The following is a 17,079-nucleotide window of genomic DNA, read 5'->3' on the forward strand; positions in this document are numbered from 1 at the left end:
ATTGAAATCGCGGAGTTGTCCCCAGCCCCCGGCATGTCGGATGCCCGACGCGCCGGGGGCTGCGGCGTTCGGGGCCGTCGCGGTTTCACGTGGAACGTCCGGTTAGGCCATCCGGCTGCACTGCTGGTCCGTTCGCAACCTCCGGCCGAGATCGCACGTCGGAGTTATCGAGGTAGTTGATCGACTACCTTTCGTGTGGAGCAACGGAACGGGACACGGTCGGGGGAACACGTGGCGGTGGTCAAGCCGTGGGAGAGCAACGGTCCGCTGACCGCTGCCGAGCAGCGGTTCGAGGAGCTGCTGCGGCAGAGCAGAGGTGACCGCGCTCTCCCGGACACCGGTCCGCCGCTGGACGTGCACGCCGTCAACCACGACCCGGAGCGGGTGATCCGCGGCGAGTACCTCAGCCGCCGTCTGGTGGAGTCGCTGGAGGAGACCGGCTGGCGGCCGTTCTCCCGCCGCACCGGGCAGCAGCCGGTCATCGCCGTCGAGAACGCGGTGATCACCGGGCGCGTCGACCTGCGCGCCACCGACCTGCCGTACCTGCTGGAGTTCGTGCGCTGCCGGTTCGAGCTCGTCCCCGACCTCCGGCAGGCCTCCATCGCCGGGCTGGTGCTCTGGCACTGCCGACTGCCCGGCCTGAACGCCCGGAACCTCAGCACCAGCAACGACACCGTGCTGCGCAACTGCACCAGCACCGGTGGCATCGACCTCGCGGACGCGCAGCTCGGCGGGTCCCTGCTGTTCAACGACAGCGAGCTGCGCAACCCCGGCGGCCGGGCCATCTACGGCGACCGGCTGGCGGTGTCCGGCGCGCTGATCGGGCTGCGGTTGCAGACCTCCGGGGAGATCCGCATCCCCGGCGCGAAGGTCGGCGGCAACCTCACCCTCTCCGGCGGCGCGCTGCGCAACCGCGGCCGGGTCGCCCTGAACGCCAACGGGATCCAGATCGGCGGCAGCCTGCGCCTCGACGTCGACCCGTCGAGCCAGCGGCCGTTCACCGTGGCCGGGGTGCTGTTCCTGCCCAGCGCGCACATCGCGGGCGACGTCCGGCTGCGCGACGCGGTGCTGGAACCCGGGGTGATGCCGCCGCGGCGCGGCGAGTCCAAGCACGACGACCCGACCAGCACGCTGATCTTCGACCGCGGCGACATCCGCGGGGACGTGCAGATCGACCAGGGGTTCCGCAGCGGCGGCACGATCCGGATGGTCAGCGCGCGGATCGGCGGCGACCTGCGGATGGCCGGGGCGAACATCGACCTGGGCTGGTCGCGGTCGGCGAAGGCCGCGGTGGAGCAGCCGCTGCGCGCGCTGCACATCGACGGCACCGAGGTGCTCGGCAACGTGGACGCCTCCCGCGCCGACCTGCACGGCCAGGTGCGGATGGTCGACGTCCGGGTGGCCGGGAGCTTCCAGCTGAACCGGGCGCGGCTGCGCGGTCCGCGCACCGACGTGCTGCAGGCCAGCCGGATCAGCGTGGGCAGCAACCTGGACTGCCGGGAGACCGACATCTCGGGGTCGCTGCAGCTGCAGGGCGCCCGGATCGGCGCCAACGTCGACCTGCGCTCGGCGCAGCTGACCAAACCCGCGTGGCACCGGCACAAGATGGCCTACAAGCCGTCGGTGGACCTGCGCGCCGCGCAGATCGCGCGCGACCTGGTGTGCGCGGCGGGCAGCAGGCCGTTCCTGGCCGAGGGCGAGGTGCAGCTGCGGCGCGCGGAGATCGGGCGGCAGGCCAACTTCTTCGGCTGCCGCCTCGGCGACGGCTCCAGCCGCAACGCGATCAACGCGTTCGGCCTGGTCGTGCAGGAGTTCACGCTGCTGCCGGAGATCGCGCCGCAGGGCCGGATCATGCTGCGGCAGGCGCAGTGCGAGCTGCTCGCGGACAACGCGGCGCTGTGGGCGGCCTCCGGCGGGGTGGACGTCGAGGACTTCAGCTACGACAACTTCACCGAGACCATCGAGCCCACCGACCGCGCGACCGTGCTGGAGCGGCTGAGCTGGCTGCGCGCCAACTCCGGCGGCCGGTACCAGCCGGGGCCGTACGACCAGCTGGCGAAGGTGTTCCGCGGCAACGGGAACGAGGAGCACGCGGTCACCGTGCTGATCGAGAAGCAGCGGCGGCGCTACCAGGCGATCGCGGCGGCGACCCGGCCGGTGTTCCGGTTGCCGGTGCGGCTGTGGAGCATGCTGCAGCTGGTCACGGTGAGCTACGGCTTCCGGCCGCTGCGCGCGCTGATCTGGCTGGTGCTGCTGACCGCGGCGGGCACCAGCTGGTTCAGCTTCCACGAGCTGGTGCCGATCAACGAGGAGGACCACCCGGTGTGGAACCCCTTCCTGTACACGGTGGACCAGCTGGTGCCGATCATCAACCTCGGCCACGACGTGATGTGGCGGGCCGAGGGCAACTCGGAGTGGATCACGGTGGTGCTGATCGCCGCGGGCTGGATCCTGGCCACCACGGTCGCCGCGGGCATCACCCGAGCCCTCCGCCGCGACCCGTGACGGGGCGTTGCGCCAGCTTCGTCCGAGATCGACACCTCTGCGCGGGCCGGAAGTAGCGGTGTCACCTGGGGGTCTGCGACCGGGACGACGTGCCACCCGATCTTCGGGTGAAATCTCGGGCCGGGATGGGTCTTCCGTGCTAGATCAGGTGCGGCCCAGTTCCCGCCACGGCACGGAGGTTCGCGTGGTCCGATTCCGTCGTCTCCCCCAGCTCGGGTTCGCCCTGGCCGCCGCGGCGGCCCTGCTCGCGCCGACCGCGCACGCGGCCGACGGCTACGAGTACGTCGCGATGGGCGATTCCGCCGCCGCCGGCCCGCTCATCCCGAACCAGGACCCGAACCTGCTCTGCTTCCGCTCCGAGATGAACTACCCGCAGGTCGCCGCGGCGCTGCTCGGCGCCGAGCTGACCGACGTGACCTGCTCCGGCGCGAAGATCGACGACTTCTCGGGGCGCCAGCACGGCATCCTGCCGCCGCAGTACGACGCGCTCAGCCGCCGCACCGACCTGGTCACGGTCACCATCGGCGGCAACGACGTGGAGCTGGTGCAGGCGGCGGTGTCCTGCCTGAACCTGCTGCCGGAACCGGTCGGCGAGTCCTGCGCGGACCGCTTCACCGCTGGCGGCCGCGACGAGCTGGCGGAGCGGATCGACGCGCTGGTCCCGAAGGTCGACGGGATGCTGGCGGAGATCCGGGACCGGGCGCCGAACGCCGAGGTGGTGGTCGTCGGCTACGGCACCTACCTGCGGCCCGGCGGCTGCTACCCGATGCAGCCGCTGTGGGCCAGGGACGCCGACTACGTCCAGTCCAGTGTGGACAAGCTGAGCGCGGTGCTGCGGGAGCGGGCGGAGGCGAACGGCGCCGAGTTCGTCGACCTGGGTCCGGTCAGCGAGGGGCACGACATCTGCGCGGCCCCGCAGGACAAGTACTTCGAAGGCATCGTCCCGACCTCGGAAGCCGCTCCGCTGCACCCGAACGCCCGCGGCATGGCCGCCTTCGGCCGCGTCGTCGCGGACCGCGTGTCGAACCCCGGGGCCTGATTCCCGCGCCTGCACCGCAACTTCCATTGAGGTTTTTCCAACCTCGTTCTGCGTGGCGGTGCCGGTGGCGGAACCTCAGCGCCCGCCTGGCTGTGGGTGCCCTGACTTATGTATGACCGATACACGGCGTCAGGGCCGTCCTCGCCAGGCGAACGCTGAGAACCCGCGGCGGTGCAAGCTGCGAGGGTGGGTTATGCGCCTGCGGCGCCTGCCGGTCGGTGCAGTTCGCCCTTCGCGGCTGCGGTCCACGGGCAGGATGAAAAAGGCTCAATGGAAGTTGCGGTTTTTCACGAGGCGAGGTCCTCGCAGAGGTGCGCGGAGAAGATCGCTTGCGCTCGGGCGTCGCCCAGATCGCGGGCGATGCCCAGGCCGCGGCGGGAGAGCTCGGTCTGGGCCGCGCGGTCGCCGAGGCGGTGGTGGAAGCGCTCCAGGGACAGGGCCAGGTGGCACGCCTGCTCGTGCTCGCCGCGCGAGATCGCCGCTTCGAGCACCTGGTGGAGGTTCGTCTCCTCCGCCCGGAACCAGGTCAGGGCGGCTTGCGCGGTCCGGACTTCGGGAAGCTCGGTGGGCGTCGGCGTCACCCAGCGGTGCCACGGCGAGTCCACGACGTACCGCAGGCCGCGGTCCGCGATGTGCATGTAGTGCTCGAGGAGCCGGGTGAACGCGGCGTTGCGCTCCGCCACCGGCTCCTCCTCGGCGACCTCGGCGGCGTAGAGCCGGACCAGGTCGGACCACCGGTAGCGGCCCTGGTCGGTCTCGTGCAGCAGGTGGATCGAGGCCAGCCGCTCCAACCGGGAGAAGGTCTCGTGCGCCGGGGTGCCCGCGAGCGCTGCGGCGGCGAAGCAGTCGACGCTGTCGCCGGGGTGCTCGCCCAGCAGCCGGAACAGCCGGGCCGACGCGGGGTCGAGCCAGCAGTAGCTCCCGGCCAGCGCGGCGCGGATGCCCTCGCCGGAGTCCGGCAGCGAGAGCGCGGCCAGCCGGTGGCGCCCGGCGGCCGCGGTGACCAGCGAGCGGATCGTGCGGTGCGCGGGGCGGGCGGCGGCGATGCGCAGCGCCAGCGGGAGCCGGTCGCACAGCTCCGCCAGCTCGACGGCGGCCTCCGGCTCGGCGTCGACCCGCGCGTCGCCGAGCACGAGCCGCAGGACGTCGACCGCCGCTTCGCGGCTCAGCGGCGGCACCGGGATCTGCACCGCGCCCGCGGTGGCGGACAGGCCGTCCAATCTGCTCCGGCTGGTCACCAGCACCGAGCACCCGGCCCCGGGCAGCAGCGGCCGGACCTGCGCGGCCGAGCGCGCGTTGTCCAGGACCACCAGCACCCGGCGGCCCGCCAGCACCGAGCGGTACAGCGCGGCGCGCTCGTCGGTGTTGTCCGGGATGCGCGTCTCCGGGACGCCGAGCGCGCGGAGGAAGGCGCTCAGCACGCGGCGGGGCTCCACCGGGGCGCCCCCGTCGAACCCCCGGAGGTCGGCGAACAGGCAGCCGTCCGGGAACTTCCCGGCCGACCGGTGCGCCCAGCGCAGCGCGAGCGCGGTCTTGCCGACCCCGGCCGGTCCGGTGAGGATCCGCACCGCGCTGTCGTCGCGGGTCCGGTCCAGCTCCGCGAGCTCCGCGCCGCGCCCGACGAACCCGGTGCTCTCCCTGGGCAGCTGCGCCGGGACGGCGGCCGGTTCCGACTCGTCCGCGGAGCCGAGCACCTGGTGGAAGGCGGCCTGCAGGCCGGGGCCGGGGGTGACGCCGAGCTCCTCGGCCAGCCGGGCCCGCGTCTCGTGGTAGACGTCGAGCGCCTCGGCTTGGCGGCCCGCCTGGTGCAGGCTCAGCACCAGCAGCTCCACCAGGGGTTCGCGCAGCGGCCGCATCGCCACCGCCTCGCGCAGCGGGTTGATCCCCTCGACCGCGCGGCCGATCCGGTGCAGCCGCCAGGCCAGCTCGTGCACCGCGTTGATCATCGACTCGTCCAGCCGGTCCACGACCTCCCGGCGCAGCCGCTCGGCCGCGACGTCGGCCAGCGGCGCGCCGCGGTGCAGGGACAGCGCCGCGTCCAGCAGCTCGACCGCTTCGGCGTCGGGCGCGGTGCGGGCCGCGGCGACCAGGTCCTCGAACTGCGTGATGTCCACCGCGGAGCGCGGCGCGATCAGCTGGTAGCCGGGCGCTCGGGTGACGAGTTCCACATCGCTGCCGAGGTCCTTGCGCAGCTTCGCGACGTGGCCCTGCAGCGCGGCTTTGGCCGTGGGCGGTGGGTCGCCCTCCCACGCGATGTCCATCAACCGGTCCGCGGAGACGACGCGGTTCAGGTCGATGGCCAGCGCGGCGAGGACGCTGCGCCGCTTGGCGGCGCCGATCGGGACCGCGCTGCCGTCGGCCCGCAGCATCTCCACGGGCCCCAGCAGGCGAATCCGCAGCTGTGGTGTTGATCTCGGAGAAGACATCCGCTCTCGTTCGGGTGTTGCGTCGGACCTGCTGCCCCATCGCGTTGGCGAGACGTTGGGCCGGCGTTGGCGACACCTGTGATCATAGTGCGGTGATGTTGTGTCCGGGGGAGTCATGAGCGAAGCCGAAGAGGTCCGGGCGACTCGCACGCTGGCCCGTTCCGCCGCGAGCATCAAGGAATTGCGCCGAGCGGTGGAGTCGAACGACCTGCGCTTGGACCCGGCCGCGGGTGAGCAGATCCGCACCGCCCTGGAAGACCAGATGTCCACAGTGGATGGTTGGCTGTCCCGCGCGAGCGGCCTCACCGCGAACGCGCCGCTGGGGCAGAACCCGGTCGGCCAGGCGATGGCGGCGAAGTTCGCCTCCCGCGCCGAGGGCGGCGAGAACTCCTTCAGCGACGTGCTGACGAAGTACCGCGCGGTCCTCGAGGAAGCGCGCGACGCCATCAACGCCGCCATGCGCACCTACGAGCAGGCCGACGAGCGCGCCGCGGACGACTTCCGGAAGATCGCCGACGACGCGTTCCGGAACCGCGCGTGATGGGTCGGGCGTCGCTGGGGTGCGACCGCCGCGGTCGAGGGGATGAAGGGCGGAGATGACCCAGCCGATGAGCAGTCCGGAACAACCGGACATCGTGCTGACCGAAACGCAGAACTGGGCCTCGCGCAGCCACGAAGAGCTCTACGCGGCGGTGCACACCGACAACGATCCCGGTCGGGTGGGGCAGCTGTCCGACGAGTGGAACCTGCTGAGCCGCGACATCGGCGAAGCCGCGCAGCGCATGGCCGAGAAGGTGCGCGGCACCGAGAGCGGTTGGCAGGGCCAGGCCGCGGACGCGGCGCGCGCCGCGATCCAGGAGCTGGCCGACTGGAACCTCGAGGCCGGTGACACGGCCGGTGCTCTGGCGGCTCGGATCTCCGCGCAGGGCCGGGTGATGGAGGTCGCCAAGGCGGAGATGCCCGAGCCCGTCAAGGGCGGCGAGGTGCTGACCGCCGCGCTGATGAGCAGCTACGCCAGCAACGACCTGGAGAGCTTCGCCAGGGCCACCAACGACCTGCAGGCCCACCAGGCGAAGGCCACCTCCGCGCACGAGCTCGCGGTGCAGGTCATGACCAACATGGAGGCCCAGTCCCGCACCATCGACGCGGAGACGCCCCGCTTCACGCCGCCGCCGAACCCGGTGGAGGAGCAGCGGATGCTGCAGGCCCGGGTCGCGCCGGAGAGCCTCACCCCGCAGCAGCAGGGGACGCCGGTGGCGGACGCGGCGCCCGCCGGAGCGCCCGGTGCGCCGGACGGGGAGACGCCGGGCGGCATGCCGCCGGGGGCCACGAACCCGGCTGCTGCCGGTGTCCCGGACGCGCCGGTGCAGGGCGGACCTGGCGGTCCCGGTGCTCCCGGCGGACCTGGTGGGATCGACGGGCCGACGAAGGCGATGCCGATGCCCAAGCTGGACGGCGGTCCCGGTGGTGTCGGCGGGTCCGGTGGTCCCGGTGGGATCGACGGGCCGACCAAGGCGATGCCGATGCCGAAGATCTCCCCGGCGCAGAACGTGCCGCCGCTCGGTGATTACAACCCCAGCAGCACCAACCCGCAGAGCACGAGTCCCCAGGGCACGAGCCCGCAGAGCTTCAAGCCGCCGCCCCTCCCGGGCGGCCCGGGTGGTGGCGATCACCTGTACCAGCCGCGGCCGTTCCAGGGCCCGGACGGCATGCCCTACGGCGGACCCGGTCCGCGGCAGCCCGGCAACAACCGTCCCGGCAACGGCGACCGCAACGGCTGGCAGGGCCAGATCCCGCCGATCCCCGGCGGTGGCCCCGTCGGCGGCGGTCCCGGCCCGACCGGCCCCGGTGGCGGCGGCGCCGGCGGGTTCCGCGGTGGTCCGGGTGCGGTTCCCGGCCTGGGCGCCGGTGGTGGCGTCGGCGGTGGTGCCGGTGGCAGCTCGTCCAACCTCGCCCCCGGTGGCACCTCGGGTACCGGGCGTCCGGGTGAAGCCGGGTTCGGCCCCCGGGGCGCGGGCGGTGCGCCCGGCCAGCCCGGTGCCGCCGGTGCGGCCGGGATGGGTGCCGGGCCGATGGGTGCCCAGCGCGGCCGCGGCGAGGACGACCGGGAGCGCAACGTGAAGTACGTCCAGGGCGGTCCCGTCGTGGAGGTGCCCGGCGCCGACCTGCCGCCGCCGGTGATCGGTGAGGGCAAGCGGAAGAAGCGGCAGGACCAGGGATGATGACGACGACAGCGCCGAACTTCGTGCTGACCGCCGCCGAGTTCGACCTCGTCACCGGAGCTCTCGGCCTCGGGCGCCCGCAGTTCCCGCTGCAGGTGCCCAGCCTGGGCCGGACGATGGAGGAGCGCGCCGACCTGGCCGCCGACGCGTTCCGCGCGCTGGCCGGGCGGGGCCTGGCGAAGGGCGACGAGCTCGACGAGGACCTCGCGGCGATGCTCCGGCTGCTGGTGGACCACGTCACCTCGGTGGACGTGGTCGGCTACGTCGGGCAGCCGGTGCAGGCCCTGGCGGCGGCCACCCGCCGCTCCGGGGTGCTGGCCCAGCTGTCCGGGGACCAGCTGACGCTGACCGAGATCCGCCCCACCGCGCTGGCGCTGTCCGCGGTGAGCGTGCTGCCGCCCGGCGAACCCGGCACCAAGCGCTCGCTGTCGCTGCCCAAGGAGCAGCTGACCAGCGCGCTCGAAGAGGACGAGGACGACCCGTTCGGCGGGGACTACGACGACGAGACCGCGCTGGTCCGGGCGGGGCTGTCCGGACCGGACGCCGCGGCGCTGGCCGAGCTGGCCGAAACCCGCGTCGGCGGCGGGCAGTTCGGCGTGACGCACCGGTCGGTGCGGTCCTCGACGCTGGTCACCTGGTTCGACACCAACGAGGGCCGGTACCTGATGGTCAGCGAGGACTCCTGGCTGAGCATCGCCCCGGCCGACAACCGCCGCATCGAGCACCGCCTGGCCGAAGTCCTGGCGAAGCTCGACTGACGAGCCGGAGGGGAACCACCATGACGTTCCAGGTCGAAGCCGAGGACCTGACCGCGCACGCCAGCCACCTGGAAGCCCTGACCGACCGGGTGGACACCGCGATCTCCGCCGCTGAGCAGGCGATGTCGGACGACGCCTACGGCCTCTTGTGCTCCTTCCTCCCGCCCATCATCAGCCCGATGGAGCAGGAGGGGATGGACGCGCTCAAGGCCGTCAAGGAGGGCATCACCACCACGGCGGAGAACGTGCGCCAGACGGCCAAGGAGTACCAGGAGACCGACCAGGCGGGTGCGGACAACTTCAGCCAGTTCGACGACGCCGTCCGGGTCAAGGAGTCGGCCGTCGCGCTGCGCGGTGTGGTCCCCGCTGCGGGCCCGGCCGGGGGGACTGCCCCGGTGGGCTTCTCGTCCGGTTCGGATGCGCCGACTGGGTTCAGCGCGCCGTCCGGCCGGATCGCCCCAGAGGGGCCGGAGATGACCGACACGGTGCGCACCTCGGTGTCGGGCTCTCCGGCGCAGCAGGGGACTCCGATGTACAGCGAGCCGATGCGGCCGACACAGCAGGGCACGCCCGCTTACAGCGAGCCGGTGGAGCCGCTGCGTCCCGCGAGTTACCGCGACGACACGTCGGTCTAGGAGCGGCGCGAGCCGCTGGTGGTGCACCGCCGTCCGGAGTCCGGGGCGGATCGCAGACGAAGAGTTCTTGGGAGGTTGTGCAATGCCGGGCGAGAGCCGAGGCGGGTTCGCTGCGATCGGGGCCGACCCGGAGGAGGCGGAGCGGCGGATCCAGGAGTGGGCGAAGAGCTTCGAGGAGAAGGCCCAGCGCTACCAGGCGATGCAGGCCGAGACCGAGCAGCTGCGGCTCACCGCGGCCAGCCCGGACGGCCGCATCAAGGTGACGGTCCGCGCCGACGGCAGCGTGACGGACCTGGAGTTCACCGACAAGGTCCGCTCGATGCAGCCGAGCGAGCTGGCCGCGCAGATCCTGTCCACGATGCACCGCGCGCAGTCCGACATCGCGAACAAGGTCGGCGAGACGATGTCCGCCCACCTCGGCGACGAGGACCTGGAAACCCGCACGATGATGCTGGACAACCTCCGCCAGCGCTTCCCCGAGCAGCCCGCGGACGAACCGGCCGAACCCGAGGTCTCCTCCACGTGGGACGGACCGGCCGACGACGAGGAGCCGACCCCGCCCCCGCCGCCGCCCGCCCCGCCGGTCGCGGGCCCGAACCCGCCCGCGGCACCGAAGAAGCGCCCGGCCTTCGAGGACGAGGACGACGACGACTTCGGCCCCGACTTCGACCCGTTGCGCGACTGATTCCCGACCCCCAGGAGCTCTGAAGTGACGAACCCGCTGGTCGCCGAGCGGAAGGATTCGACGCAGTCGTTCAGCGGCGTGCCGATCCTGGAATCGGTCAACGACACCAAGCAGGCCATCGAGTCCGGCGACTGGGCATCCGGGGTGATGGGTGCGGTGGGCACCGGCCTGGATGCGCTGACCATGGCGATGGACCCGTTCGGGTCCATCATCGCCGCGGGCGTCGGCTGGTTGATGGAGCACGTGGGGCCGCTGTCGGACGCGCTGGACGCGCTGACCGGCGACGCCGACCAGATCAAGGCGCACTCGGAGACGTGGAGCAACGTCGCCAAGGAGCTGGGCGAGGTCAACACCGAGATGGCCAACCTGGTCAGCGGCGACGTCGCCGGGTGGACCGGGGAAGCCGCGGACGCCTACCGGCGGCGCAGCGAGGACACCGGGAAGCTCATCGAGGCCGCCCAGAAGGCCGCTGAGGGCGCCTCGAACGGCATCAGCACCGCGGGCGAGGTCGTCGCCGCGGTCCGCACGCTGGTCCGCGACATCATCGCCGAACTCGTCGGCCGGTTGATCTCGTGGGCGCTGCAGGTCCTGGCGACGCTGGGCATCGCGATGGCCTGGGTGGTCCCGCAGGTGGTGGCGGCGGTGGCCAAGACGGTGGCCAAGATCGCCGACCTGACCACCAAGCTGGTCAAGGCGATGAAGGCGCTCTCGCCGCTGGTGAAGAAGCTGGGCGATTCGTTCGGCGACGCGAAGAAGGCCCTGGACAAGATCAAGAACGACAAGGGCGGCAGCGCGCCGAAGCCGGACAGCCCGGCCCCGACCCGCTCGGCGGGCAACGACGGTCCGGGCCACACGGGCGGCTCCGGTGATGTCCCCGCCCCGACCCGCTCGGCGGGCAACGACGGTCCGGGCCACACGGGCGGCTCCGGTGATGTCCCCGCCCCGACCCGCTCGCAGGGCAATGACGGTCCGGCTTCGACGTCGTCGACGTCCCACGACGGCCCCAACGCCAAGCCCGACGGCCCCAACGCCAAGTCCCCCGACGGCGGTCCGACGCCGGGCAGCGGTCCCGCGACGACCACGCCGTCCGGCAACACGCCGAGCTCCAGCAACAAGCCGGGCAACCCCAGGGACCGCTCGATCCCGGCGGACGGCCTGTGCACCGGCGGCACGGAGCCGGTGGACCTGGCCACCGGCCACGTGGTGATGACCGAGACGGACCTGGAGATCCTCGGACCGCTGAACCTGGTCCTGGAGCGGATGCACGTCTCCTCGTACCGGGCCGGGCGGTGGTTCGGCCCGACCTGGAGCTCGACGCTCGACCAGCGGCTGGAGATCGACGACGAGCACGTCTGCTACTTCTCCGCGGACGGGATGATCCTGGTCTACCCGCTGCCGACGACGGACTCCCCGGTGCTGCCGATCGACGGCCCGCGCTGGCCGTTGACCCTGGGCGAGGACGGCTACACCCTCGCCGAACCGACCCAGCAGCTGCACTTCGGCAAGCCGTCCAAGCGGCACAGCGTTCTCCCGCTGCTGCGGATCGAGGACGGTGATGGCCGCCGGATCGACATCGAGCACACCCCCTACGGCCCGCCGAAGGAGTTGCGCCACTCCGACGGCTACCACGTGGCGATCGACAGCGAACAGGGCAAGCCCACTGCGGTCCGGGTGCTGGACGACCAGCGCGGGCTCGACGTGCTGGTCGTGCGGTACGGCTACGACGCGCGCGGGCGGTTGACCGAGGTCGTCAACTCCTCCGGCATCCCGCTGCGGTTCGACTACGACGACGCGGACCGGCTGACCGGGTGGCAGGACCGCAACGGGTCCTGGTTCCGCTACATCTACGACGAGCACGGCCGCTGCATCCGCACCGTGGGCGACAAGGGCTTCTTCGACGCCACGATCTCCTACGACGGGAGGACGACCCGGCACACCAACTCGCTCGGCGGGGTCGCCGAGTACACGTTCAACGACGCCAAGCAGCTCGTGCGCGAGGTCGATCAGCTGGGCGGCGTCACGGTTTCGGAGTGGGACCGCTACGACCGGTTGCTGTCCCGCACCGACCCGCTCGGCCGCACCACCAGCTACGAGTACGACGTGCACGAGCGCCCCAGCGCGATCACCCGGCCGGACGGCAGCGTCGTCGAGCTGTTCTGGGACGGGGGCTCGATCGGGTCGATCGCGGTGCACGACGGCGAGCGGACCTGGACCCGCAGCTACGCGCCGGGAGAGCGACCGGACCCGTTCGGCGGGAAGGTCGGCGCGGCGCCGGACTTCAGCCTCGACGTGCTGGGGTCCGGACCCGTCGGCGGTGCTGGTGCCGCGGCACCGGATTCCGCACCGGAACCACCTCGCGATCTGTTCGGGCGGGTGACGGAGCGGACCACTGCTGGTGGCGCGCGGATCCGGCACGGCTGGACGATCGAGGGCCTGCCGTCCTGGCAGGTGGACGCGCGGGGCGGCAGGCAGCAGTGGCGCTACGACCCCGAGGGCAACCAGATCGCCCGCACCGACGAGCTGGGCGGCGTTTCGACCAGCGAGTACGGGCCGTTCGAGGTGGTGACCGCCGAGGTCGATCCGACCGGGGCGCGCACGGTGCGCGATTTCGACACCGAGCGGAACCTGCTGTCGGTCACCAACCCGCAGGGGCAGACCTGGCACTACACCTACGACCTCGCGGGACGCGTGGTCGAGGAGCGCGACTTCGACGGTCGCGTGCTGCAGTACGCCTACGACGCGGCGGGGCAGCTGGTGCGCTCGGTCAACGGGGTCGGTGAGGTGACCGAGTACGTCCACGACCTGCTCGGGAACCTGGTCGAGTGGCGGGCGCCGTCGGGTGTCACCAGCTACGCCTACTCCCCGGTCGGCAACTTGGTCCGTGCGGAGACCGCAGACGCGGTGCTCACGCGGGAATGGGACGACCAGGGCCGGATCACCGCCGAGACCACCAACGGCCGCACGGTCACCTTCACCTACGACGACGAGAACGGCACGCGCTCCCGCACCACACCGTCCGGTGTGGACAGCGTGTGGGCCTTCGACGACAGCGGTGCCGCTCGCGCCCTGTCCATCGACGCGCACGCGATGAGCTTCGAGTACGACGAAGCAGGCCGCGAAGTCCGGCGATCGGTGGACGGCTCGGTGTCGTTGGACCAGTCCTACGAGGGCGAGCTGCTCGTTTCGCAAACCGTCACCGGAGGGGCGGGGCACCGCGTCGTCCAGCGCCGGTTCGAGCACCGCGCGGACGGCCACCTGGTCGGCGCGGCGGACAACATCTTCGGACAAGCCCGATTCCAGCTCGACCCGGCGGGCCGGGTCGTCGAGGTGATCACTCCGGACCGGCGGGAGCGCTACCGGTACGACGGGATGGGCAACGTCATCGCCTCCGAAGGGCTTCCCCACGCCGAGGCCGGGCCGCGCCGCTACCGCGGCAACACGCTGGTCGCGGCCGGGTCGGTCGGCTACGAGTACGATCCGCAGGGGCGGTTGGTGCTCCGGTCCGTCCAGCCGGGCCGGAGCTGGCGCTACGAATGGGATTCCTACGACCGGCTGATCGGGATCACGACTCCGGACGGCGCGGTCTGGCGCTACCGGTACGACCCGCTCGGCCGTCGGATCGCCAAGCAGCGGGTGGCTCCGGGACCGAACGGTCCCGCGGTGGCGGAGCAGGTCGACTTCGTCTGGGACGGCGGCGCGCTGATCGAGCAGATCCACACCGATGCCCGGGGGAATCGGTCGGTGACCACGTGGGAGCACCACCCCGACGCCGATGCCGTGGTGGCGCAGCTCGAACGCAGCGGTGCGGCGGAGCGGTTCCACTCGGTCGTCACCGACGCGGTCGGCAAGCCGACGGACCTGGTCGCCGCGGACGGCACGCTCGCCTGGCGCGACCGCACCAGCCTGTGGGGCGGCGTGCTGCCCGGCCCGACGCCGACGGCCACGATCCCGCTGCGCTTCCCCGGTCAGTACGCGGACGCGGAAACCGGTCTGAACTACAACGTCTACCGGTACTACGACCCGGCAACCGGCCGTTACCTCAGCCAGGACCCGCTCGGCCTCGCCCCGGCGCCGAACCCGGTGGCCTACGTCGGGAACCCGCACCGGGAGGCCGACCCGCTCGGCCTGACGACCGGGCGCAAGCACGGCGGCGGCTCGGACGCGCCCGCGCCGACGGGCTCGACCGGCAGCCAGGCGTCGAACGTCAAGGACGGGGAATCCGGCAAGCCCGCGCAGGACAAGCCCGACGACAAGGGGAAGGCCGAACCCCCGAAGCAGGAGCCCTACAAGCCGCCGGCCGCCGACAAGCCGACGGACAAGCCGCTCGACTACTCCGGCACGCCGGCGAAGGACCCCGGGAAGGCACCGGAGCACAAGCCGGACGGGCCTCCCGACGACCGCAGGCGCGGCGCCCACGTGGAGACGCTGTCGGAAGATCGGGTCACGCGCAACGAGAAGGGGCTCATCACCCACGTCAAGGACTCGGAGGGCAAGCCCGTCCCCGTCAAGGAGTACGTCCAGAAGCTCTCGGAGCAGCGCGCAGAAGCGATCGCACCCGGTACCGGGAGGCGGGAAGGACCGTGCTCGGCGGTCGCGATCGACCTGCGCACCGGAACGATCATCGAAGGCGTCAACGGGCGTCCCAACGACGTGCTGAAGCCGGAGGACATCCACCCGGTCCTGCGCAAGAACTTCGAGGACCTCGGCCACTGGCAGTACCCGGTGAAGGAATCCGACACCACCATCGCCAAGGGGCGCGACGGGAAGGACGCCGTCTTCGACGGGCGAGCGCACCACGACACGCCGCAGCGCCATGCCGAGGTCAAGGCCACCAACGAGTTGCTCTGGGAGCGCGAACGCCTGGCACGTGAGACGGGTGGGGCGCCGCCGACCAGGGAATCCCTCGAGGAGATGCGGTTCGATCCGCGCTGGATCAGGGACGGCGGCAACATGGCCATCGGCAAGGAGGCGCCTGCCTGCGCGAACTGCGACACCGTGCTGCGCGGCGTGCCCAGCTACACGGGTCGCTTCTCCTACAACCCGAACGACTACCGATACCCTGACAGCAAGCATTCGGTCGAAACAGACAGCGGCCTGTGAGAGCGACGACGAGGGCACTGGTGAACGAGACACGCGTCAACAGGGCGGACACCTCGATGGACGATCGGATGATCACGTCCTACCGGGGAGTCCCTTTTACCGGCGAGGTCGTCGACTACGCGGCCGACGGGACCATGATCGAGCTGACCAGCTACCAGGACGGGATCGAGCACGGACCGCAGTTCGAGTGGTTCCCCGACGGGAGCAAGCAGTCGGAGGGGCAGTGCGATCACGGCCAAGCGGTCGGCGAGTGGCGCGAGTGGTACCCGTCCGGGCAGCTCGCGCGGTACGACCAGTTCAACGAGTTCGGGGATGTGCTGAAGACCCAGCGGTGGAATGAGTCGGGTGAGCTGATCGAGGACTACACGAGCACGCCGCCCCGGCGCGACCAGGACTAGGACGGATCCGACCCCGACCCCAGCAGCGTTGCCAGGCGGGGTGAGTAGGCGTGGTCGAGCACCAGCGAGGCCGCGCCCACCGCTCCGGCGTCCTCGCCGATCAGCGCCGGGGACACCTGGACCGGGCGGACCTCGGGTGCCCAGACCTGCTTGGACAGGACCTTCGACACCTGCGTGCGCACCAGGTCCGACACGTGGCGCAGCGCCGGGCCGCCGAGCACGACGCGGTCCACGTCGAGGACGCTGACCACCGCCGCCAGCGCTTGGCCGAGCCTGGTCGCCGCCGCGCGCAGGACCTTCACCGCCACGGCGTCGCCGTCCGCGGCGCGGCGGCACAACTCCTCGTAGGACTGCGCGATCGCCGTCCCGGTCGGTTCGCCGCCCGCCGCCCGCCAGTCCGCGACGATGGCGCGCATCGAGCAGTGCGTCTCCAGGCATCCCCTTCTGCCGCAATGGCATCCGCGTCCGCCGCCGCTGTTCAGGTGGCCGATCTCGCCCGCGTTGTTGCTGACCCCGCGGTGCACCTGGTCGTCGAGCACCACGCCGACGCCCACCCCGGATCCCCAGTAGACGTAGACGAACGAGCCCGACCGGTGCTCGCCACCGGCCCAGCGCTCGCCGATCGCCGCCGCCGTCGCGTCGTTGTCCATCACCACCGGCAGACCCGCGCGTTCCGCGACGATGTCGGCCAGCGGCACCGCGCCCCACCTGGCCAGGTTCGGCGGTGAGAGCACCTGGCGGTGCGCCGAGTCCAGCGGTCCCGGCACCGCGAGCCCGACGCCGAGCACCCGGCTCTCGTCGATGCCGGACCGGCGCACGAGCTGCTGCAACGTCCGCGCCAACGCCGCCGCGACAGTTTCCGGTGCGGCGTCGTCGGGAAGTCGGCGGGTGCTGCGCAGCCGCACCCCGCCCGCCAGGTCCAGCAGGACTCCGGTGATCCGCTCCGGGTCGAGGTGCAGGCCCACCGACGAGTAGGCGTCCGCCACGACCTTCAGCAGCACCCGGCGCTTCCCCCCGGTGGACGGCGCGTGGCCGTTCTCGGTGACCAGCCCGTCGGCCATCAGCGCCCGGACGATGTTGGACATCGTCTGCGCCGTCAGGCCGGTGCGCTGGGCGAGCTCCACCCGGCTGATCTCGCCGCGGCGGCGGATCGTGTCGAGCACGACGGCCCGGTTGAATCCGCCCACGCGGGGAAGGTTGGTGCCCTGCCAGGACGCTTTCGCCATGGACGCTCCTCGTCGGGGGCGGGGAGATCGTTGACTTGTTCCATCGAATGGAATTAACTACCCAGAGTGTGATCCGGATCTCAAG

General features: G+C 72.0%; 11 protein-coding genes. 9 read left to right on the forward strand and 2 right to left on the reverse strand.

The window, feature by feature from the left end; genetic code table 11:
* Positions 1 to 231 precede the first annotated feature (231 nt).
* Positions 232 to 2,505, forward strand: a complete 2,274-nt coding sequence (locus tag F1721_RS08260; RefSeq protein WP_150065948.1) for an oxidoreductase — start codon at positions 232 to 234, stop codon at positions 2,503 to 2,505.
* 184 nt (positions 2,506 to 2,689) lie between these two features.
* Complete coding sequence (locus F1721_RS08265; RefSeq protein WP_246154479.1) at positions 2,690 to 3,544, forward strand: SGNH/GDSL hydrolase family protein; 855 nt, start codon at positions 2,690 to 2,692, stop codon at positions 3,542 to 3,544.
* 287 nt (positions 3,545 to 3,831) lie between these two features.
* Here the strand turns inward: F1721_RS08265 and F1721_RS08270 are convergent, their stop codons facing one another.
* Positions 3,832 to 5,970 (reverse strand): AfsR/SARP family transcriptional regulator, encoded by a 2,139-nt coding sequence (locus tag F1721_RS08270; protein ID WP_246154482.1) that lies wholly within the window; start codon positions 5,968 to 5,970, stop codon positions 3,832 to 3,834.
* A gap of 115 nt (positions 5,971 to 6,085) precedes the next feature.
* Here F1721_RS08270 and F1721_RS08275 point away from each other — a divergent pair, with 115 nt between their 5' ends.
* The 7 genes from F1721_RS08275 to F1721_RS08305 all read left to right on the forward strand — a co-directional run bounded on the left by F1721_RS08275 (position 6,086) and on the right by F1721_RS08305 (position 15,768).
* Positions 6,086 to 6,511, forward strand: coding sequence for a hypothetical protein (locus F1721_RS08275; protein ID WP_150065949.1), 426 nt, complete (start codon positions 6,086 to 6,088; stop codon positions 6,509 to 6,511).
* A gap of 67 nt (positions 6,512 to 6,578) precedes the next feature.
* Entirely contained in the window at positions 6,579 to 8,192 is a 1,614-nt protein-coding gene (locus F1721_RS08280; RefSeq protein ID WP_246154485.1) for a PPE domain-containing protein, read from the forward strand.
* Entirely contained in the window at positions 8,192 to 8,950 is a 759-nt protein-coding gene (locus F1721_RS08285) for an ESX secretion-associated protein EspG (protein WP_246154488.1), read from the forward strand. The genes F1721_RS08280 and F1721_RS08285 overlap by 1 nt, the downstream gene beginning before the upstream one ends.
* A 20-nt stretch (positions 8,951 to 8,970) precedes the next feature.
* Positions 8,971 to 9,585 carry a type VII secretion target gene (locus F1721_RS08290; RefSeq protein ID WP_150065952.1) on the forward strand — a complete coding sequence of 205 codons (615 nt, stop codon included), beginning with the start codon at positions 8,971 to 8,973 and terminating at the stop codon, positions 9,583 to 9,585.
* An 82-nt stretch (positions 9,586 to 9,667) separates the two neighbouring features.
* Positions 9,668 to 10,270: a YbaB/EbfC family nucleoid-associated protein gene (locus F1721_RS08295; RefSeq protein ID WP_150065953.1), complete on the forward strand. Its 603-nt coding sequence runs from the start codon at positions 9,668 to 9,670 to the stop codon at positions 10,268 to 10,270.
* Between the two features lie 24 nt (positions 10,271 to 10,294).
* Entirely contained in the window at positions 10,295 to 15,370 is a 5,076-nt protein-coding gene (locus F1721_RS08300; protein ID WP_150065954.1) for a DUF6531 domain-containing protein, read from the forward strand.
* A 20-nt stretch (positions 15,371 to 15,390) separates the two neighbouring features.
* Positions 15,391 to 15,768 carry a toxin-antitoxin system YwqK family antitoxin gene (locus tag F1721_RS08305; RefSeq protein WP_150065955.1) on the forward strand — a complete coding sequence of 126 codons (378 nt, stop codon included), beginning with the start codon at positions 15,391 to 15,393 and terminating at the stop codon, positions 15,766 to 15,768.
* Here the strand turns inward: F1721_RS08305 and F1721_RS08310 are convergent.
* On the reverse strand, positions 15,765 to 16,994 hold the full coding sequence (locus tag F1721_RS08310) for an ROK family transcriptional regulator (RefSeq protein WP_150065956.1): 1,230 nt from the start codon (positions 16,992 to 16,994) through the stop codon (positions 15,765 to 15,767). The genes F1721_RS08305 and F1721_RS08310 overlap by 4 nt on opposite strands.
* Positions 16,995 to 17,079 lie beyond the last annotated feature (85 nt).

The organism is Saccharopolyspora hirsuta, assembly GCF_008630535.1.
GTDB lineage: Bacteria > Actinomycetota > Actinomycetes > Mycobacteriales > Pseudonocardiaceae > Saccharopolyspora > Saccharopolyspora hirsuta.